This is a genomic window from Ruegeria sp. D3, assembly GCF_056534465.1.
This window is the reverse complement of record NZ_JBQFPK010000012.1, coordinates 45,912-62,717: the sequence shown is the minus strand read 5'-3', so window position 1 is coordinate 62,717 and position 16,806 is coordinate 45,912. Positions and strand designations below refer to the sequence as shown.

General features: G+C 56.2%; 14 protein-coding genes. 7 read left to right on the top strand and 7 right to left on the bottom strand.

Features of this window, described 5'->3' with window-relative positions:
* Positions 1 to 26: 26 nt before the first annotated feature.
* Positions 27 to 1,331: an ammonium transporter gene (locus ACR0DX_RS17035; RefSeq protein ID WP_170353832.1), complete on the top strand. Its 1,305-nt coding sequence runs from the start codon at positions 27 to 29 to the stop codon at positions 1,329 to 1,331.
* A gap of 118 nt (positions 1,332 to 1,449) precedes the next feature.
* On the opposite strand, the gene ACR0DX_RS17030 is transcribed toward ACR0DX_RS17035, so the two are convergent.
* The 3 genes from ACR0DX_RS17030 to ACR0DX_RS17020 all read right to left on the bottom strand — a co-directional run bounded on the left by ACR0DX_RS17030 (position 1,450) and on the right by ACR0DX_RS17020 (position 4,116).
* Positions 1,450 to 2,634: an amino acid aminotransferase gene (locus ACR0DX_RS17030; protein ID WP_170724764.1), complete on the bottom strand. Its 1,185-nt coding sequence runs from the start codon at positions 2,632 to 2,634 to the stop codon at positions 1,450 to 1,452.
* Positions 2,634 to 3,488, bottom strand: coding sequence for a 3-mercaptopyruvate sulfurtransferase (gene sseA / locus ACR0DX_RS17025; RefSeq protein ID WP_170353836.1), 855 nt, complete (start codon positions 3,486 to 3,488; stop codon positions 2,634 to 2,636). The genes ACR0DX_RS17030 and sseA overlap by 1 nt, the downstream gene beginning before the upstream one ends.
* 82 nt (positions 3,489 to 3,570) lie before the next feature.
* Positions 3,571 to 4,116, bottom strand: coding sequence for a helix-turn-helix domain-containing protein (locus ACR0DX_RS17020; RefSeq protein WP_170353838.1), 546 nt, complete (start codon positions 4,114 to 4,116; stop codon positions 3,571 to 3,573).
* Positions 4,117 to 4,224: 108 nt separating this feature from the next.
* Between ACR0DX_RS17020 and ilvD the strand changes: the two genes are divergently transcribed.
* A complete protein-coding gene (gene ilvD / locus ACR0DX_RS17015; RefSeq protein ID WP_170353840.1) occupies positions 4,225 to 6,057 on the top strand; it encodes a dihydroxy-acid dehydratase in 1,833 nt (610 codons plus the stop codon).
* A gap of 120 nt (positions 6,058 to 6,177) precedes the next feature.
* On the opposite strand, the gene ACR0DX_RS17010 is transcribed toward ilvD, so the two are convergent.
* From ACR0DX_RS17010 to ACR0DX_RS17000, 3 genes are read right to left on the bottom strand one after another with little or no spacing between them, the layout of a single operon-like run.
* Positions 6,178 to 6,450, bottom strand: a complete 273-nt coding sequence (locus ACR0DX_RS17010) for a DUF6525 family protein (RefSeq protein WP_170353842.1) — start codon at positions 6,448 to 6,450, stop codon at positions 6,178 to 6,180.
* The gene (locus ACR0DX_RS17005) at positions 6,447 to 7,082 is read right to left on the bottom strand and encodes a DUF1826 domain-containing protein (protein ID WP_170353843.1); all 636 of its coding nucleotides are present in this window, start codon (positions 7,080 to 7,082) and stop codon (positions 6,447 to 6,449) included. The genes ACR0DX_RS17010 and ACR0DX_RS17005 overlap by 4 nt, the downstream gene beginning before the upstream one ends.
* On the bottom strand, positions 7,079 to 8,293 hold the full coding sequence (locus ACR0DX_RS17000) for a CobW family GTP-binding protein (protein WP_170353845.1): 1,215 nt from the start codon (positions 8,291 to 8,293) through the stop codon (positions 7,079 to 7,081). Before ACR0DX_RS17000 ends, ACR0DX_RS17005 begins: the two co-directional genes overlap by 4 nt.
* 104 nt (positions 8,294 to 8,397) lie before the next feature.
* Here ACR0DX_RS17000 and ACR0DX_RS16995 point away from each other — a divergent pair, with 104 nt between their 5' ends.
* The 4 genes from ACR0DX_RS16995 (at position 8,398) to ACR0DX_RS16980 (ending at position 13,752) form a co-directional block, all read left to right on the top strand.
* Positions 8,398 to 8,802 (top strand): RrF2 family transcriptional regulator, encoded by a 405-nt coding sequence (locus tag ACR0DX_RS16995; RefSeq protein ID WP_170353847.1) that lies wholly within the window; start codon positions 8,398 to 8,400, stop codon positions 8,800 to 8,802.
* 507 nt (positions 8,803 to 9,309) lie between these two features.
* Entirely contained in the window at positions 9,310 to 10,407 is a 1,098-nt protein-coding gene (locus ACR0DX_RS16990; RefSeq protein ID WP_170353849.1) for an efflux RND transporter periplasmic adaptor subunit, read from the top strand.
* On the top strand, positions 10,407 to 13,499 hold the full coding sequence (locus ACR0DX_RS16985; RefSeq protein ID WP_170353850.1) for an efflux RND transporter permease subunit: 3,093 nt from the start codon (positions 10,407 to 10,409) through the stop codon (positions 13,497 to 13,499). The genes ACR0DX_RS16990 and ACR0DX_RS16985 overlap by 1 nt, the downstream gene beginning before the upstream one ends.
* 82 nt (positions 13,500 to 13,581) lie before the next feature.
* On the top strand, positions 13,582 to 13,752 hold the full coding sequence (locus ACR0DX_RS16980; protein WP_170353852.1) for a hypothetical protein: 171 nt from the start codon (positions 13,582 to 13,584) through the stop codon (positions 13,750 to 13,752).
* A 521-nt stretch (positions 13,753 to 14,273) separates the two neighbouring features.
* Here ACR0DX_RS16980 and ACR0DX_RS16975 read toward each other — a convergent pair.
* Entirely contained in the window at positions 14,274 to 15,092 is an 819-nt protein-coding gene (locus tag ACR0DX_RS16975; protein ID WP_170353854.1) for a sulfotransferase family protein, read from the bottom strand.
* A 130-nt stretch (positions 15,093 to 15,222) separates the two neighbouring features.
* Here ACR0DX_RS16975 and ACR0DX_RS16970 point away from each other — a divergent pair, with 130 nt between their 5' ends.
* Complete coding sequence (locus ACR0DX_RS16970; RefSeq protein WP_170353855.1) at positions 15,223 to 16,800, top strand: DUF5928 domain-containing protein; 1,578 nt, start codon at positions 15,223 to 15,225, stop codon at positions 16,798 to 16,800.
* Positions 16,801 to 16,806: the final 6 nt, after the last annotated feature.

Here is a 16,806-nt window from a genome sequence, read left to right as displayed (position 1 = left end):
CCCACCCGCAAAAGGACAGATATCCAATGAAACTAAACCGAATTCTAACCACAGCCGCTGTGCTGGTCGCCTTTCCTGCGGCTGCCTTCGCTAATGACCCGCCTTCGTCGATGGAGGACGTGGGCTATATCTTCACCACTCTGCTTTTCCTGATGGCCGGTTTCCTGGTCTTCTTCATGGCGGCCGGGTTTGCCATGTTGGAAGGTGGCCTTGTGCGCTCCAAGAACGTGGCGATGCAGATGACCAAGAACATCGCGCTGTTTTCGATTGCGGCGATCATGTATTGGCTGGTTGGCTTCAACACGATGTATCCCGGCGACTTTAACGGTTTCTTCTCCCTTGGTGGTCAGACCGTTCTTGATCCGGTTGGCATTGCGTCTGCGGATGCGGCGCTGGATTATGCCTCGATCGGATCGGACTTCTTCTTCCAGCTGGTCTTCGTTGCCGCAACGGCCTCGATCGTGTCAGGTGCAGTAGCCGAGCGTATCAAGCTGTGGCCCTTCCTGATCTTCGTCGTTGTTCTGACCGGCATCCTTTACCCGATCTCTGGTTCGTGGCAGTGGGGCGGCGGCTGGCTGTCTGAAGCTGGCTTCTCGGACTTCGCTGGTTCGACCGTTGTACACTCGGTCGGCGGCTGGGCCGCTCTGGCAGGCGTGATCGTTCTGGGCCCGCGTATCGGCAAGTACAAAGACGGTAAAGTCCACCCGATGCCCGGTTCGAACCTGGCGCTGGCAACCCTGGGTACGTTCATCCTGTGGCTGGGTTGGTTCGGCTTCAACGGCGGCTCGCAGCTGGCAATGGGCACCGTGGGTGACGTTTCCGACGTGTCGCGCATCTTTGCCAACACCAACATGGCCGCTGCATCCGGTGCCGTAGCCGCGCTGATCCTGACGCAACTGCTGTACAAAAAGCCTGACCTGACCATGGTGCTCAACGGCGCGCTGGCCGGTCTGGTCTCGATCACGGCTGAACCTCTGGCCCCGACCCTGTTCGGTGCACTTTGGATCGGTGCCGTGGGCGGTGTCATTGTAGTCTTCGCGGTTCCGATGCTGGACAAGTTCAAGCTTGACGACGTTGTCGGTGCGATCCCGGTTCACCTGTTCGCCGGTATCTGGGGCACCATCGCTGTGATCTTCTATGGTGAAGCCTCGTTGGGCACTCAGCTGCTGGGCATCGCAGCTTACGGTGTGTTCACCTTCGTCGGCGCGCTGATCCTGTGGGTCATCCTGAAGACCACCCTTGGCATCCGTGTCAGTGAAGAAGACGAGATCAACGGTCTCGACATGGCCGAGCTGGGCATGGAAGCCTACCCGGAATTCTCGAAGGGTTAATATCGCTGAGATACCCAAACCAAAGCCGGGCGTTCGCGCCCGGCTTTTTCTTTGGATCATACAGGCATGAAAAAAACCGCGCCCTAGGGCGCGGCTTTGATATGCGTTTCAGATAGGCTTAAACGCCTACGTCGACAATTGCCTTGGCCAGAATCGGCACCGTGTTGGAGTTCAGACCAGCGATATTCAAACGGCTGTCTCCCACCATATAGATCCCGTGATCATTGCGCAGTTGCTCGACCAATTCAGGTGCTGCGCCCAGACGCGAGAACATGCCGCGGTGCTGGGCGATAAAACCAAAGCGGTCTGATCCGGTCAGGCGCTGCAGCTCATCGGCCAGTTGCTGACGCAGGCCCAGCATGGACAGGCGGACCTCTTCCAGCTCGGCCGCCCAGTCGGCACGCAGGGCGTCGTCATTCAGGATCGTGGTCACAACCCGCGCGCCGTGGTCGGGCGGGAAGGAATAGTTCTGACGGTTCAGGAAGGCCAGCGTCGACTGGTTAAGCGACGTTTGCGCTGCGTCATCACTGATCGCCATCAGCAAGCCAGTCCGTTCGCGATAAACGCCGAAGTTCTTCGAGCAGGACGCCGCGATCAGGCAACGCTTGACCGACGAGGCCACCAGACGGGTTGCCTGCGCGTCCTCCTCAAGCCCGTCACCAAAGCCCTGATAGGCAATGTCGACCATCGCCACGAGGCCCAGCGCGTTAATGACGTTCACCACCTCTTGCCATTGGACCATGTTCAGGTTGGCCCCGGTCGGGTTGTGGCAGCAGCCATGCAGCAGCACGACGTCGCCTGCTTTGGCGGTTTTCAGATCGGCAATCATACCGTCGAAATCAACGCCACGGGTCTCACCGTCGAAGTACCGATAGGGAACCGTCTCCATCCCCAGATAGTTCAGGATCGACAGATGGTTCGGCCATGTTGGGTTCGACACAAAGACGCGCGCCGAAGGGTTGGCCATGCGGATCATCTCGAACGCTTGACGACAGGCACCGGTGCCACCGGGCGTTGCCACGGCCGCGATATTGCCGCGCGGCACGGCGTCGCCAAGGATCAGGTTAATCATCGCATCGGCATAGGCCGGATCACCTGCCAGACCTGTGTAAGCCTTGCTCTCCTGTTCCTCCAGAATGCGCTTTTCGGCGGCCTTGACGGCGCGCATCACCGGGGTCACGCCTTCGGCATTCTTGTAGACGCCCACACCCAAGTCGATCTTTTGATCGCGCGGGTCTTCGCGGTACATCTGCATCAGCGCCAGGATTTTATCGGCGGGCTGCGGTTTGAGGTTCTCGAACATCAGTTCTCTCCGGTTGCGACGGGCAGGGTCGGGAAGGCACCCCATTCAGCCCAGGAGCCGTCATAAAGCGAATGGTCTTTCTTGCCCAAGCGTTCCAGCGCCAGGCTAAGGATCGCGGCGGTCACGCCCGACCCGCAAGTGGTGATCGCGGGTTTTGTCAGATCAACGCCTGCGGCCTCGAACACGGCGCGGCAATCCTCGGGCGATTTCATCGTGCCGTTTTTGTTCAATAATTCGCCAAAAGGTACGTTGTGCGAACCCGGGATATGGCCCGAGCGCAGCCCCTCGCGCGGTTCGGGCGCAGTGCCAGCAAAGCGCGCAGCCGCGCGTGCGTCGATGATTTCGTGGTCATTCAGCTTGGCAGCGGCCGAGACCTGCGTCACGTCCCGCACCAGATGGTTCTGCACGCGCACAGTCATGTGGCGGTCACGGATCACGGGGGGCAGGTCTTCGATCTCGCGGCCCTCGGCCTGCCATTTGGGAAAGCCACCGTCCAGCACGGCCACGTTCTCTTGCCCCATCAGACGGAACAGCCACCAGACCCGTGCCGCCGACATCAGTCCGGCACCGTCATAGACCACAACCTGATGCCCGTCGCCGACACCCATCGCCCGCATCCGCGACATGAATTTTTCAACCGGGGGCGCCATATGCGGCAGGTCCGAGCGGCGGTCGGAGATTTCATCAATATCAAAGAACCGCGCACCGGGGATATGGGCCGCGTCATATTCGGCCTTGGCATCGCGGTTCTGCGCAGGCAGATACCACGACCCATCCAGAACCCGCAGGTCCGGGTCTTTCATATGGGCCGCAAGCCATTCGGTAGAAACGAGGGTTTTCGGATCGTCCTGCATCAAAGCCTCCCCTAAGCGAGCTTGGGTTTTCCCTATACGCGCAGGGGTGCAGGTTCAAGACTGGATGGGGGCAGCGGGCCGCTTAACCGGCCTGACCATAGTGGTGCATGTTCAGAAACGCGGCACCCTGCGGTCCAGCGCGATAGCCATGCGGCAGATCGGCGGCAAAGCGCAGCCCTTGCCCGGATTGCAAAGGCACCCATTCGCCATCGCGCAGAATCTCCAGCGATCCGTTCAGCACGAACACCTCTTCGGTAACGCCTGCGGCGTGGGCGGCGGATTCATGGCTCTGATTTGGGGCCAGATCGACATGAAAGGTCTCGGCACCCAGAACAGGATCATAGGGAAAGACGATCTTGACCTCGATGCTGCCGGGGAAAGTCACGGTTCGAAACAGGCTTTCATCCGTTGGGTCACGCAACACCGACGATCCTATCAGCGCGCTGAGCGGCAACTGAAACCCTTTGGCGATCTTCCAAAGGGTCGCGATGGTCGGGCTGGATTCGCCGCGCTCGATCTGGCCCAGCATGGCTTTGCTGACGCCTGTCATCTCGGCCACCTTGGACAGGCTCAGCCCTGAGGCTGCGCGCACATCCCGTAGTTTCAGCGTAATGTCGTCCTGTGCCATGTCGTTCGTCTTTCGAATCCTCTTGTGCGTTATAGCGCACATGTGGTACGTGCGCTATAACGTACGAACCCCAAGACATGCAACCCGAGGCAATAGGGACACAGCGTCATGCCACTATACCGATCCAGAACCTCTACTCATGGCCGCAACATGGCCGGCGCCCGCGGCCTGTGGCGCGCAACCGGCATGGGGGATGACGATTTCGGCAAGCCAATCATCGCCATCGTCAACTCGTTCACGCAATTTGTGCCCGGTCACGTCCACCTGAAAGACCTTGGCCAGATGGTCGCGCGCGAGGTTGAAAAGGCTGGTGGTGTCGCCAAAGAGTTCAACACGATCGCCGTGGATGATGGCATCGCCATGGGCCATGACGGGATGCTGTATTCGCTGCCCTCGCGCGAGGTGATCGCGGATTCGGTAGAATACATGGTCAATGCACATTGCGCCGATGCGATGGTCTGCATCTCGAACTGTGACAAGATCACGCCAGGTATGCTGATGGCCGCCATGCGCCTGAACATCCCTGCAATCTTTGTTTCGGGCGGGCCGATGGAGGCGGGCAAGATCGACATCGCCGACCTGGACGCCAAGAAAATCGACCTTGTGGATGCAATGGTTGCTGCCGCTGATGACCGGTTCACAGACGAACAGGTCCAGCACATCGAAGAAAACGCCTGCCCCACCTGCGGGTCATGCTCGGGCATGTTCACTGCAAACTCCATGAACTGTCTGGCCGAGGCGCTGGGTCTGGCGCTGCCGGGCAACGGGTCCACGCTGGCCACACATTCGGATCGCAAAGAGCTGTTCCTTGAAGCCGGTCGCCGTATCGTCGAGATCACCAAGCGCCACTATGATCTCGACGAAAAAGGCTTCCTGCCCCGCGAAATCGCCACGTTTGATGCGTTCGAAAACGCCATGTCGCTGGATATCGCCATGGGTGGCTCGACCAACACCGTGCTGCACCTGTTGGCCATCGCGCATGAGGGCGGCGTGGATTTCGACATGTCCGACATGGATCGGCTCAGCCGGAAAGTGCCGTGTCTGTGCAAAGTCGCACCCAATACCGAGAATGTGCATATGGAAGACGTTCACCGCGCCGGTGGCATCTTCTCAATCCTCGGCGAACTCAGCCGCGCCGGTTTGCTGCACGAGGGCTGCAGCACTGTACATTCCGGCACCATGGGTGAAGCGATTGCCAATTGGGACATCAAGGTTGCCAATAACCCCAAGGCGCAAGACCTGTTCAAAGCGGCCCCCGGTGGAGTGCGCACAACGCAGGCATTCAGCCAGTCCAACCGGTACAAAGAATTGGACACCGACCGCGAAGGCGGCGTGATCCGGTCCAAGGAACACGCGTTCAGTCAAGATGGCGGTCTGGCCGTTCTGTTCGGCAATATCGCGCGCGACGGCTGTATTGTGAAAACCGCCGGTGTGGACCCGGCCAGCCTGACCTTCACCGGCTCGGCCTATGTCTGCGAAAGCCAAGATCAGGCGGTGAACGACATCCTGACCGGCAAGGTGAAAGAGGGCGACGTGGTCGTCATCCGCTACGAAGGTCCGCGCGGTGGTCCGGGGATGCAGGAAATGCTGTACCCGACCTCATACCTGAAATCCAAAGGTTTGGGCAAAGCCTGCGCGCTGCTGACCGATGGGCGGTTCTCGGGCGGTACTTCGGGTCTGTCGATTGGCCACGTCTCGCCTGAGGCGGCCGAGGGCGGTGTTATCGGTCTGGTGCGCCAGGGTGACAAGATCGAGATCGACATCCCCAAACGCTCGATCCATCTGGCGGTCTCGGACGAAGAACTGGCTACCCGCCGCGCCGAGCAGGATGAAAAAGGCTGGGAACCTGCCGCTCCGCGCAAACGCAAAGTCTCCACGGCGCTGAAAGCCTATGCCAAACTGACCACAAGCGCCGCCAAAGGGGCTGTGCGCCAGGTTTGAGTTAGACACCGCTCAAGAAAAAAGCGGCCCACCTTTAGGGTGGGCCGTTTTTGTTATTTCATGCGGACAAAACCGCGCTTTCGCTGCGGCTTCACCAATGGCAATTCTTCGTAAAACTTTTCAGTTCTGCGTGTTGAAATCAAAGAGTGTCGAATGCCGATCTCGGGCAAGCGTTTTAGCCTCGGCCACGTTCAACGACGCCTGCGTTTCTTCTTCTGTCAGGCCCTTGGCGCACGATTTCGACCACAAACGGCGTGCAGATACGGGAGACCAGGGTAAGGCAGCCTCTGACAACCACAGTCTCAGAGGCGCTGGCAGGCCATCAAAGGCTGACATGGGATCACCAGTCCGACGTTTGCGGCGGAGGCTACTTTGTTCAAGATTGCCGCTCATATTTCATCTTCCTGATCGGTCACGGGGTCGAGAACGAGGACGAGCCGGGTTTCGCCTGTTCCCTCAATGGGCGGCGATCGATGTAGCAAACCCGAAGGTGTCTCGGCAGGCCAAAGCGTTCCACGCAAGAGGATGGGTGAGCCGGTTTGAACCGTGAACACACGTTTCGGTTCGGTACCGTCGGTCGATATTCCGTATTGCGTTCCGGTGCCTCGATAGGTGCACACAAGCCGTGCAGTGATGGCGTCGATGTGAAACCTGCGACAGGCGTTGGTTGTTACGACGTCCAACCGCAGTCGCAGGAAACTGGCGGTCATCAAGTCTGAGAACATGTCGGCCAGCCCAGCGATATCCGCCTGAAGCCAGTCGCGTTCCGCCCCGGCGGGCAAATTAGCCATGTCAAAGAGGTGCTGGACCGTTTCACCGACTGCATGCGCCGGAAGGATAACCCGAGCGCGAGGCAGAGTTTCGACGTCAACGCCATCCAACCAGGATTGCACCTCTGGCGGCGTTTGCCGACGCCAGATCGCAGCGGCACAGCCGGGCTTCAGGAACGTACTCAAGGCCGTTGGATCATCTGCGATACCGACACCAATGGCGGCATCCTTGATGTTCTTCCGGGCAAAATTCATGCTGCATCCTCAACGCGACGCCACCCCGGAAACGGATCGGGCAGGTCAAGCGGCAAGGCGTCTGGTCCGCTTGCCACGACAGTCGGAACAAGGCAGGCATCCAGTTTTGCCTTCAGAGCGGTCCAGTTAATGCCCGCACCGATGAAAACCAGTTCCTGCCGCCGGTCTCCCCAAGGCTCTGCCCAATGTTGTTTCATGTAGCCAGATGCCGCGACATGTTCGGGCCAGCGATCTTTGGGCACGCTCGCCCACCAGGTTCCAATGGGCTTGATGCTCGACAACGATCCAGCCAGCGAAAATTCCGCCACCCATTCTGGTCGGGTTGCGATCCAGAAATGACCTTTAGCCCGGATGACGCCCGGCATGTCATCGTTCAAGGCTGCAAGAATTTTTTCAGGGATAAACGGAGCCTTTGCACGGTAAACGTAGGAGGCCACACCATATTCTTCTGTCTCAGGCACATGGTCAGCAAAACCATACAGCTCCTTTGCCCACATCGGATGTTCATGTGCCTGCTCGAAATCGAAAAGACCCGTATCGAGGATCTTTTCAGCTGCAACCTGCGATTGGTTGGTTTCGATGATTTCCGCATCGGCATTGAGGCTTCGGATTATCTTGCGCGCCGCGTCGACCTTTTCGGGGCCTGCATCATTGACCTTGTTCAAGATGACAACATCGGCAAACTCAATCTGATCTGTCAGCAGATGCACGAGGGTGCGTTCGTCCTCTTCGCCCATGGTTTCGCCGCGATCGCTCAGGAAATCGTGGCTGCCGTAGTCGTTCAGAAGGTTCACGGCATCAACCACCGTGACCATGGTATCGAGCCGAGCCACATCTGACAGGCTCTCCCCGAATTCATCTCTGAAATCGAAAGTGGCGGCGACGGGCAGTGGTTCGGATATCCCGGTGGATTCGATCAGAAGATAGTCAAAGCGCCCCTCTGTGGCCAAGCGGCGCACTTCGTCAAGCAGGTCATCACGCAGGGTGCAGCAAATGCAACCGTTTGACATCTCCACCAGCGTCTCGTCCGTTCGACTAAGCTCGGTATCGGCCCGGACCAGGTCCGCATCAATGTTCACCTCCGACATATCGTTGACGATAACCGCGACTTTTTTTCCGTCCCGATTATTGAGAACCCGGTTGAGAAGAGTTGTTTTTCCCGCACCCAAAAAGCCGGAAAGCACCGTGACCGGAAGACGTTCATCTGACATAAACCGCTCCAAAGCTGATGTAATATTTCTCGCAACTTACGCAGTTACTAGACCAATGCAACTACAAAAGTTACATGTATGATCCGTTTGGAGAAAAACCGCACATGAAACGAAACTCTCGCCTGTCGCTTGCTCTGCATACACTCAGCCATATGGCCGGAGAGCCGGACCGTGTGCGGACGTCGTCCGACATCGCAGATCACGCGGGCACCAATCCTGTTGTGGTCCGCCGTGTGCTAGGAAGGCTGCGAGAGGCGGGTCTGCTGACCTCGGAGAAGGGTCACGCAGGCGGTTGGCGCCTGGCCCGCAAACCGCAAGAAATTTCCCTGGCCGATGTATACCTTGCCCTTGATGAACGTTTGGTCGCTTCTGACGAGATCAGCGAAGCCCCTGCATGTTCCGTCGAGCACGCGTTGCAAAAACGCGTATCCGGTGTCCTTGAGGAAATCGAACAGAGCCTTATCCAGAAGCTTAGCGAAACATCGATTTCCGAAGTGCGGGATGCCTGATCTGGCATAGATGCGCACAGAGCAACCGTTTGGTCAGCGTGCAGCATCGTTTGGTTTAGGCTCGGAGCAGACATTTGCCGCGCCTGGGCTGAATGACGGTTCTGCAGACAAAGCTGCCATTACCTAATAAGTAAGCAATGGCAGCGGTTCGCGAGAAAGCGGACATTTCCGCTCCACACGTTGGTCCGAACGACCGCCTTGGCTTTGCTCATTCACAGTGTAACCTCCGCGCGTTTACCTTTTAACGCAGCTAAACTAACTCGAAAAACGGCCTTCTGAGCTGCCGATAAGACAAACAGCAGCACCGAGACGACGACGTATTGCGAAGTTGTCTATTCAGTTTGACAAGAAGTGCTCGGGTTTCTCTTCGCCTCACTTTAACTAATTCGTATTTTTGACTTTGTTTGGTAAGCGCGTACAATTGTAACAGCTTTAGGCGCAAAATCCGCAAGTTAGGCCACCTTCACAGCGACGAAGTAAGGAACGCGGAAGGCACGGGAGAGGGATATGAAGAGAATTTTTGGTTGGCTATTTGCCTTCGTGTTGCTTACCGGCTGCTGGGAGAAGGAAGAAGATGCGACCCAAACACTTATTCGACCTGTCAGAGCCATCGAGATTTCCGACCTCTCCAGTTTGCATGACCGATATTTTGTCGGAACAGCCAGGGCCGCGCGCGAAGTCTCATTGGCCTTTCGCGTACCGGGCAATGTTGTTGGCGTCGATGTTCAGGTTGGCGACCTTGTAACGAAGGGTGCCATTATGGCAGCCTTGGATCCAGCCCCATACCAGGCCGAAGTAGACCGGCTTACCGCCGAACTAGCAAGCGCACAGGCAACGTTTGAGAACGCCAAGTTGCAAACAGATCGGCAACGATCGCTGGTCGAAAAGGACGTTGCAGCTCAGGCGACACTTGACCGATTTATCGCTGGCGAGACATCCGCTCAGGCGGCCATCAATTCTGTTCAAGGCGCTCTGGACAGAGCCACTCTGGATTTAACCTATACGAGTTTGGCAGCACCGTTCGATGGCCGTGTTGTCGGCAAATACATTGAAGATTTCGAAGAAGTCGCCGCTCAGACTCCGGTGCTGCGCATTTTGGATGCCGAACGCATCGAAGTGGTGATCGATATCCCCGAACGATACATCGCCCTGATCCCCCACATTGAAGACATCACCGTTACTTTTGATGCTCTGGGGGATGTGGTTCTACCGGCGGAAATCAGCGAGATTGGATCAGAGGCTTCGGCGACGACCCGAACCTTCCCTGTCACGTTGATTATGGAGCAACCGGAAGACGCAATTGTTCTTCCGGGTATGGCAGGGCGCGTCCGTGGCCAGCCAAAGGAAGGGCACGAACCATTCGATGCGATCATGGTTCCTGCCAGCGCGGTTTTCGTGCCTGAAGGGGAAACAGATCCGCATGTCTGGGTATTCGATGCCAGCTCAGAAACCGTAACGGCAAGGAAGGTTTCGCTTGGCACGCCCCGGTCGCAAGGGGTGGCCGTTAGTGAAGGTCTGGAATTTGGTGATGTGGTCGTCACTGCCGGAGCGAACTCTTTGCGAGAAGGCCAAAAAGTTTCACGACTTTCCGAGGATACAGAGTAATGGGTCTCGCGGCGTTCTCCATCCGCAACGCCAAATTCGTTTGGTTCACGGTAGTCATGCTTACGTTGGGCGGCATTTCGGCTTTCTTTAGTCTGGGGCAGCTAGAAGACCCCGAGTTCACTATCAAAACTGCGGTTGTGACCACCCTCTATCCCGGCGCCAGCCCTGAAGAAGTTGAGCAAGAGATCACAGAACGGATCGAGCTGAAACTCCAGGAAATTAAGGAGATTGATTACATCTCGAGCGAAAGCAGGGCGGGTGTGTCGACGATTAAAGTCGAAATTCGCCCGAACTATTGGTCGGACCAGCTACCGCAAATCTGGGACACACTACGTCGGAAAGTCAGAGACGTGGAAACAGACCTGCCCCCTGGCGCGGGTCGCCCTGCCATAAACGATGATTTCGGTGATGTCTTCGGTCTACTGCTGGCGATGACGTCCGATGGGTTCTCCGCTCAGGAGCTTGATGGGTATGCCGAAGATTTCAAACGAGAGCTCTCGTTAATCGACGGTGTCGGCCGCGTCGATCTTTGGGGCGAACGCGACAGGGTGATTTATCTGGAAACACGGGAAGAAGCCTTGGCCGCATTGGGAGTCTCGGCTCAGACAATTCTCAACACGTTACAGACCCAGAATGCGATCGTGGATGCAGGGCGGGTAAACGTCGGTGACTACCGCATGCGCATAGCGCCCAGCGGAACCTTCACAAGCCCAACTGACATCGCAGATCTAGTCGTCCGACCGAGTGGTCTGGATCAGGCTCAAAGCGGTCAACGTCGTGGGCCAGAGTTGCTAAGGCTGGGCGACATCGTTGAGGTTAAAGAAGGCTACATTGACCCACCGATAACTATGATGCGCTATAATGGCCTTCCATCTATTGGGTTGGCCATATCCTTCCAGTCTGGGGTCAACGTTGTCAGTGTTGGTGAGGCGGTAGATGCGAGAGTATCAGAACTGATCGCAAGCCTGCCGATGGGCATCGAGGTTGAACGGGTTCATTGGCAATCCGATGACGTAAACCTTGCGGTCAGCAGTTTTCTTGTGAGCCTTGCCCAAGCCGTCGCAATCGTCCTGGTCGTTTTAACTTTGGCGATGGGTGTTCGGATGGGGATCATCATCGGCAGCGGGCTGATTCTAACAATCCTTGCCACCTTCATACCCTTGGCAGCACTTGGCATAGATCTTCAGCGCATGTCCTTGGGTGCATTGATCATTGCGCTCGGCATGATGGTAGACAACTCGATCGTCGTAGCGGACGGCGCGATGGTACGGATGTCGCAAGGAATGGACCGAGCAAAGGCCGCGATTGAAGCCGCAACGCGTCCCGCCATGTCGTTGCTTGGGGCCACGTTTGTCGCGGTCATGGCTTTCTACCCGATCTTTGCATCTGTCGAGAGCGCAGGGGAGTACTGCCGAACACTCTTCTCAGTTGTCGGGATCGCGCTGCTGGTCAGTTGGTTGCTGTCGATGACGGTTACGCCACTGCAATGCGTTGCCATGCTACCGGAGCCAAAAGGTGGAGCAAGCGAGACCTTTGACACCGGTTTCTATGCGATTTACCGCCGCTTTCTGGCTGCGGCGATCCGCGTGCGTTATCTGACGATCGGGGTGGCTTTGGGTGCTTTGGTCATTGCCGGGGTTGGTTTTGGCTCTGTCACGCAGCTGTTCTTCCCGACCTCGTCGATGACCAAATACATGATCGACTATTACGCGCCCGAGGGAACTCGGATTGAAGCCGTGTTAGAAGCGATCTCACGGATCGAAGAAAAGGTTGAAATGGACGATCGTGTGACCGGCATCGCCAGCTTTATCGGAGCTGGCCCGCCGCGTTTCTACCTGCCGGTCGACCCCGAGGGAACCAACCCGTCCTACGCGCAAGTCATTGTGAATGTCGAGGATTACCGCGACATTCCCGAGATGACCAAAGAGATATCGCTTTGGATATCAGCCAACATGCCTGAGGCGACCTCTTTCACACGTCAATTCGGTGTGGGCCCCAGCAACACCTGGGCATTCGAGAACCGCATCATCGGCCCATCGGATGCTGATCCTGAGACTCTGCGCGAAATTGGTGACAGAGCAGTTGCGATACTGGATCAGCATCAATGGACGAAAGTGGCGCGCACCGATTGGCGCAACCGTGTCCTGAAAACTGTCCCAGACTATGACCAGGACCGAGCACGGTGGACCGGTATCACCTATGAAGATCTTGGAAACACAACAAAACGTGCATTTGACGGGCGTTCGGTCGGCCTCTACCGCGAAGGTGACGAGTTGCTGCCAATCATCGTTCGGCCTGGCGCAGAAGATGTGGCAGCCGTCGACAACTTTGAACTGTTGCAACTTCAGTCTCCGTTTTCTGTTGAGCCTGTCCCATTGGCACAGGTTGTACGCGGCGTGAATATTCAGCCCGAAGATCCAGCGATCAATCGTCGCGACCGGCGCCGTGTTCTGACTGTGCAAGCCAATCCAATCGATAGCGTAACTCTGCCAAGTTATCGCGCCGCAGTTCTTGCCGAATTCGAAGCTTTGGAGGCTGACTTGCCACCGGGCTACAGCATGGAATGGGGTGGAGAGTACGAGGACACAGTGTCCGCGCAAGCGTCTTTGATTCCGGGTATGATCCCCGCGTTTTCGATCATGGCACTGATTGTCGTTGGGCTATTTAACTCATACCGCAGACCGTTGGTCATTTTCCTGACTGTACCTTTTGTGCTGATAGGTATTGTTCCGAGCCTACTTCTGACAAATACACCGTTTGGGTTCGTTGCATTGCTCGGGGGCATGAGCCTGGCGGGAATGATGATCAAAAATGCAATCGTTCTGATTGATCAGATCAACGATAACTTGGCCGAAGGTCAGCCGGGCTATGACGCCGTTTTGAATGCCGGGGCCTCAAGACTTCGCCCCGTCGTACTGGCCGCCGCCACTACCGTTTTGGGTGTGATACCGCTACTGCCTGACGTGTTTTGGGTCGGTCTTGCTGTCACGATCATGGGCGGTTTGACGGTGGGTACGATGCTCACAATGATTCTGGTCCCGGTCTTGTTCGCCACGCTGAGCGGCATTCGACAGTCACCGAAAGAGGTTTGACGTCACCTTTTTTAGCGGTCTTTGGATCGTTTTTTGTGGAGCATGTAGTTGTTGAGTTTAGACAACTCATTCGGGGGTAAAGATGGACAATACGGTACTCTACTTTCTGGTCGGCATCTTCGTGGTTGGCTTAGTTTCATTGGGATATTTTGCCAAAGGTAGCGGGGCACTGCTTGTGATCGTGATACTGGTTGGTGTGTTGTTGGCAATGAGCGCATATTTTGGAGGTTTCTTTGGCGAAACACCGAAGTGAGCTTGCAATGGCGTTATTGAAGACGCGTCGCTAATTGCACGAAAACGTTAGTTTATCCGAGAACGAGGCTTACTGGATTCTTTGTCTTTTTGCTGCTCCGAGAAAAAGATGGATTTCCTGTGCTAGTTGCCGGTTTTCACCAGCGTCTCCTGAGAATGTTGCCACTGCGAAAGCGCCTGTCAAACTTGAGTCCAACAAACGAAACCTCACGCATAGCAGCCTAGACGCGACTAGAAGCAGGTGTACTCTCCTCCTTGCGGTCAACAAGTCGCAATTAGCGATACCAGTTAGCAGCTTTCCATAAATGTAAGCGCAATCTGTTTCGCCTGCTGTGGTTGCTTTTCAGACCTTTACCAATGCCCGAATGACTATCCGCACGGGGGTATTCGCCTAACTGCGAGAAGTCCGCTTTCTGCGCATTGACTCCGCTTGTGCAATGCACAGCGTAGATCAAAGTGGGCACTCATGTGCAAATCATGCCCTAGACAGATGCATCTCTGCCCGGGGGCGCCTACGGCCCCTCAATCGCCCAGTTTGGCGTGGACCTCGTCCAGATCAATCTCGCCGATTGGCATTTTGTTCGCAGGGTTCTTGAAATCATATTTGAACAGCTCGAAATCCTGTTTGTAGATTTCATAGACCAGATGCATCGACAGATCGTCAAAGTAATCCTCGACCGGATGGGCGCGCTTGGGGCCGTGGCCTTCGGATTCGTTGAAGCGCGGGATCTGGGACAGGTCCACACCGTGCGGCGTATCCAGATGGTTCAGAACGTCCTGCATTCCGTCATTAAACGCTTCGGTCCAGAAAATTCGGTCGTATCGCCCGCCGTTGACGATAAAGGTCGAGACATGACCTGACATAGCCGACCAGTGAATATCGGGGTCCATCGGCCTGCGCCAACGGATCGTATCACGCGCAAACAGCAGAAACCGGCGGAAACTGGCGATCTGGTCGAACTCACCCTTTCCGTCATCACCGCCAACCTCGATTCCGTAATTGTAGATCAGCGTCGGTACCAGGTTCCCTCGATACCGTTTTCCGTTGCGCTGAATCCCGCAGATCTTGTCAAAAAACGAACTTAGAATCCGGGTGTATGGATTGCGCACGCATGTGAACGCATAAGACGCATGCGACCTGACATTGTCCGAGATCGGCCCCTGACTGCCGTCAAAAGCCCATTTGTGCATCCCATCCTTGGCGTCATGGATGTCACCTTCAAAAAACTGACCGTGATCCGAATAGTACATGATCTGCCCGATGGTCGAGCAGGCGCATTTCGGTACCACACGGTACACCATGCTTTCACTCTCGGTCATCCATGTTCCGGGAAAACCCATCTGCAAGCCTCCTATGCGGTTTGCCGCACTCGCATTTCATTGCAAAAAACCAAAAATATTCTGTTTATTCAATCGTTCATCCTCAGTATCACGGGTGGCACCGGGCGAAAATGGGAAACAATGAACCAACATGGCGCGCATTGCCTATATCCTTCTGTGTCATAAAGATCCGGACGCAATCATAGCGCAGGCCGAACAGCTGACTGCGGCCGGTGACTGTATGTCTATACACTTTGATGCCCGCGCCGATGCGGTGGCGTTTCAACGCATACAGGATGCGCTGAAAGACAATCCGAATGTGACCTTTGCCGGCAAGCGGATCAAGTGCGGTTGGGGGGAATGGTCCCTGGTTCAAGCGACACTGTACGCTTTGCAGGCTGCGGTGCATGCGTTTCCTCGGGCCACGCATTTCTACATGCTGTCCGGCGATTGCATGGCCATCAAGACTGCGGAATACACGCATCGTTTTCTGGCCGAGCAGGACATGGATATCGTGGAATGCCACGATTTCTTCGAAAGCAATTGGATCAAAACCGGGATGAAGGAAGACCGGCTGATCTATCGCCATTTCTTCAACGAACGCACGCAAAGCTGGCCCTTCTATACCTCATACGAATTGCAGAAACGCTTTGGCCTGACCCGCGAGGTTCCGGCGGATATTCAGGTGATGATCGGCAGCCAATGGTGGTGTCTGCGCCGACGCACGATCGAGATGATCCTGGATTTCCTGCGCCAGAGGCCGGACGTGAAACGTTTTTTCTCAACCACCTGGATTCCGGACGAGACGTTTTTTCAAACGCTTGTGCGCCATCTTGTGCCAAAAGAAGAGATCGACAACCGCACCCCCACTTTCCTGATGTTCTCGGACTACGGGATGCCCGTGACGTTTTACAACGATCACTATGACATGTTGTTGGGTCAGGATTACCTGTTCGCCCGCAAAATCAGCCCCGAGGCTCACGAGTTGAAAGAACGTTTGGGCCGACTTTATGCAACCAAGGGCGTTGATTTCCCGATCTCGAACGAAGGGCGCAACCTCTACAGCTTTCTGACAGGACGTGGCCGCGTTGGGCGCCGACATGGGAAACGCTTCTGGGAAGCCAGCAATACTCTGGGGTCCGAGCGCGAGCTGTTCGTGGTCGTGTGCAAAAAATGGCATGTCGCCAAGCGCCTTGTCGACCAAATCGCCACGGAAACGGATGTTCCTTGCGTCGAATACCTGTTCAACGAAGATGATACCCAATTACCCGACTTGGGCGGTATAGAAACAACATTGTTGAAACGGTCGCGCCACCGGCGTGCCGTCGTGCGGACGCTGTTTGAAAGCTTTGAAAGTGATGCTCTGGTCTTGTGCGTCGATCCGGCCAACCTGGACATCATCGAGGATTTCTGCGCCGATCAAGCCAAAACCCATGTGTTAGAGATAGAATGTCAGTATTCTGACGACTACCTGATCGGTCATGCCCGACGTGTCGGATTGGCCGGGGTGGATAGTCCTGCGGACACTGTTGCGCCATTGGTGCCAACGCTGCGCAATGCCTTGGCCTATGAATCTGAATTGATCAGAAACGCCGCACTTGATGAATACACACGCTTGCGCGAGACAAATTCGCGGGCCGAGAACGAGGCTGCGGTTGCCCGGTTTCTGCGTGTATCGAAAGAAAAGGCGCAAGCGATCATGCAGCTGGATTACCTTTTCGCGGATTGATCCGGC

Excerpts from the sequence above, each read along its gene's own strand:
- ilvD (WP_170353840.1), top strand. The coding sequence starts at position 4,225 with ATGCCACTATACCGATCCAGAACCTCTACTCATGGCCGCAACATGGCC.
- sseA (WP_170353836.1), bottom strand. The coding sequence starts at position 3,488 with ATGCAGGACGATCCGAAAACCCTCGTTTCTACCGAATGGCTTGCGGCC.
- ACR0DX_RS17010 (WP_170353842.1), bottom strand. The coding sequence starts at position 6,450 with ATGAGCGGCAATCTTGAACAAAGTAGCCTCCGCCGCAAACGTCGGACT.
- ACR0DX_RS16975 (WP_170353854.1), bottom strand. The coding sequence starts at position 15,092 with ATGGGTTTTCCCGGAACATGGATGACCGAGAGTGAAAGCATGGTGTAC.
- ACR0DX_RS17035 (WP_170353832.1), top strand. The coding sequence starts at position 27 with ATGAAACTAAACCGAATTCTAACCACAGCCGCTGTGCTGGTCGCCTTT.
- ACR0DX_RS16970 (WP_170353855.1), top strand. The coding sequence starts at position 15,223 with ATGGCGCGCATTGCCTATATCCTTCTGTGTCATAAAGATCCGGACGCA.
- ACR0DX_RS16980 (WP_170353852.1), top strand. The coding sequence starts at position 13,582 with ATGGACAATACGGTACTCTACTTTCTGGTCGGCATCTTCGTGGTTGGC.
- ACR0DX_RS17030 (WP_170724764.1), bottom strand. The coding sequence starts at position 2,634 with ATGTTCGAGAACCTCAAACCGCAGCCCGCCGATAAAATCCTGGCGCTG.
- ACR0DX_RS16990 (WP_170353849.1), top strand. The coding sequence starts at position 9,310 with ATGAAGAGAATTTTTGGTTGGCTATTTGCCTTCGTGTTGCTTACCGGC.
- ACR0DX_RS16995 (WP_170353847.1), top strand. The coding sequence starts at position 8,398 with ATGAAACGAAACTCTCGCCTGTCGCTTGCTCTGCATACACTCAGCCAT.
- ACR0DX_RS16985 (WP_170353850.1), top strand. The coding sequence starts at position 10,407 with ATGGGTCTCGCGGCGTTCTCCATCCGCAACGCCAAATTCGTTTGGTTC.
- ACR0DX_RS17005 (WP_170353843.1), bottom strand. The coding sequence starts at position 7,082 with ATGAATTTTGCCCGGAAGAACATCAAGGATGCCGCCATTGGTGTCGGT.
- ACR0DX_RS17020 (WP_170353838.1), bottom strand. The coding sequence starts at position 4,116 with ATGGCACAGGACGACATTACGCTGAAACTACGGGATGTGCGCGCAGCC.
- ACR0DX_RS17000 (WP_170353845.1), bottom strand. The coding sequence starts at position 8,293 with ATGTCAGATGAACGTCTTCCGGTCACGGTGCTTTCCGGCTTTTTGGGT.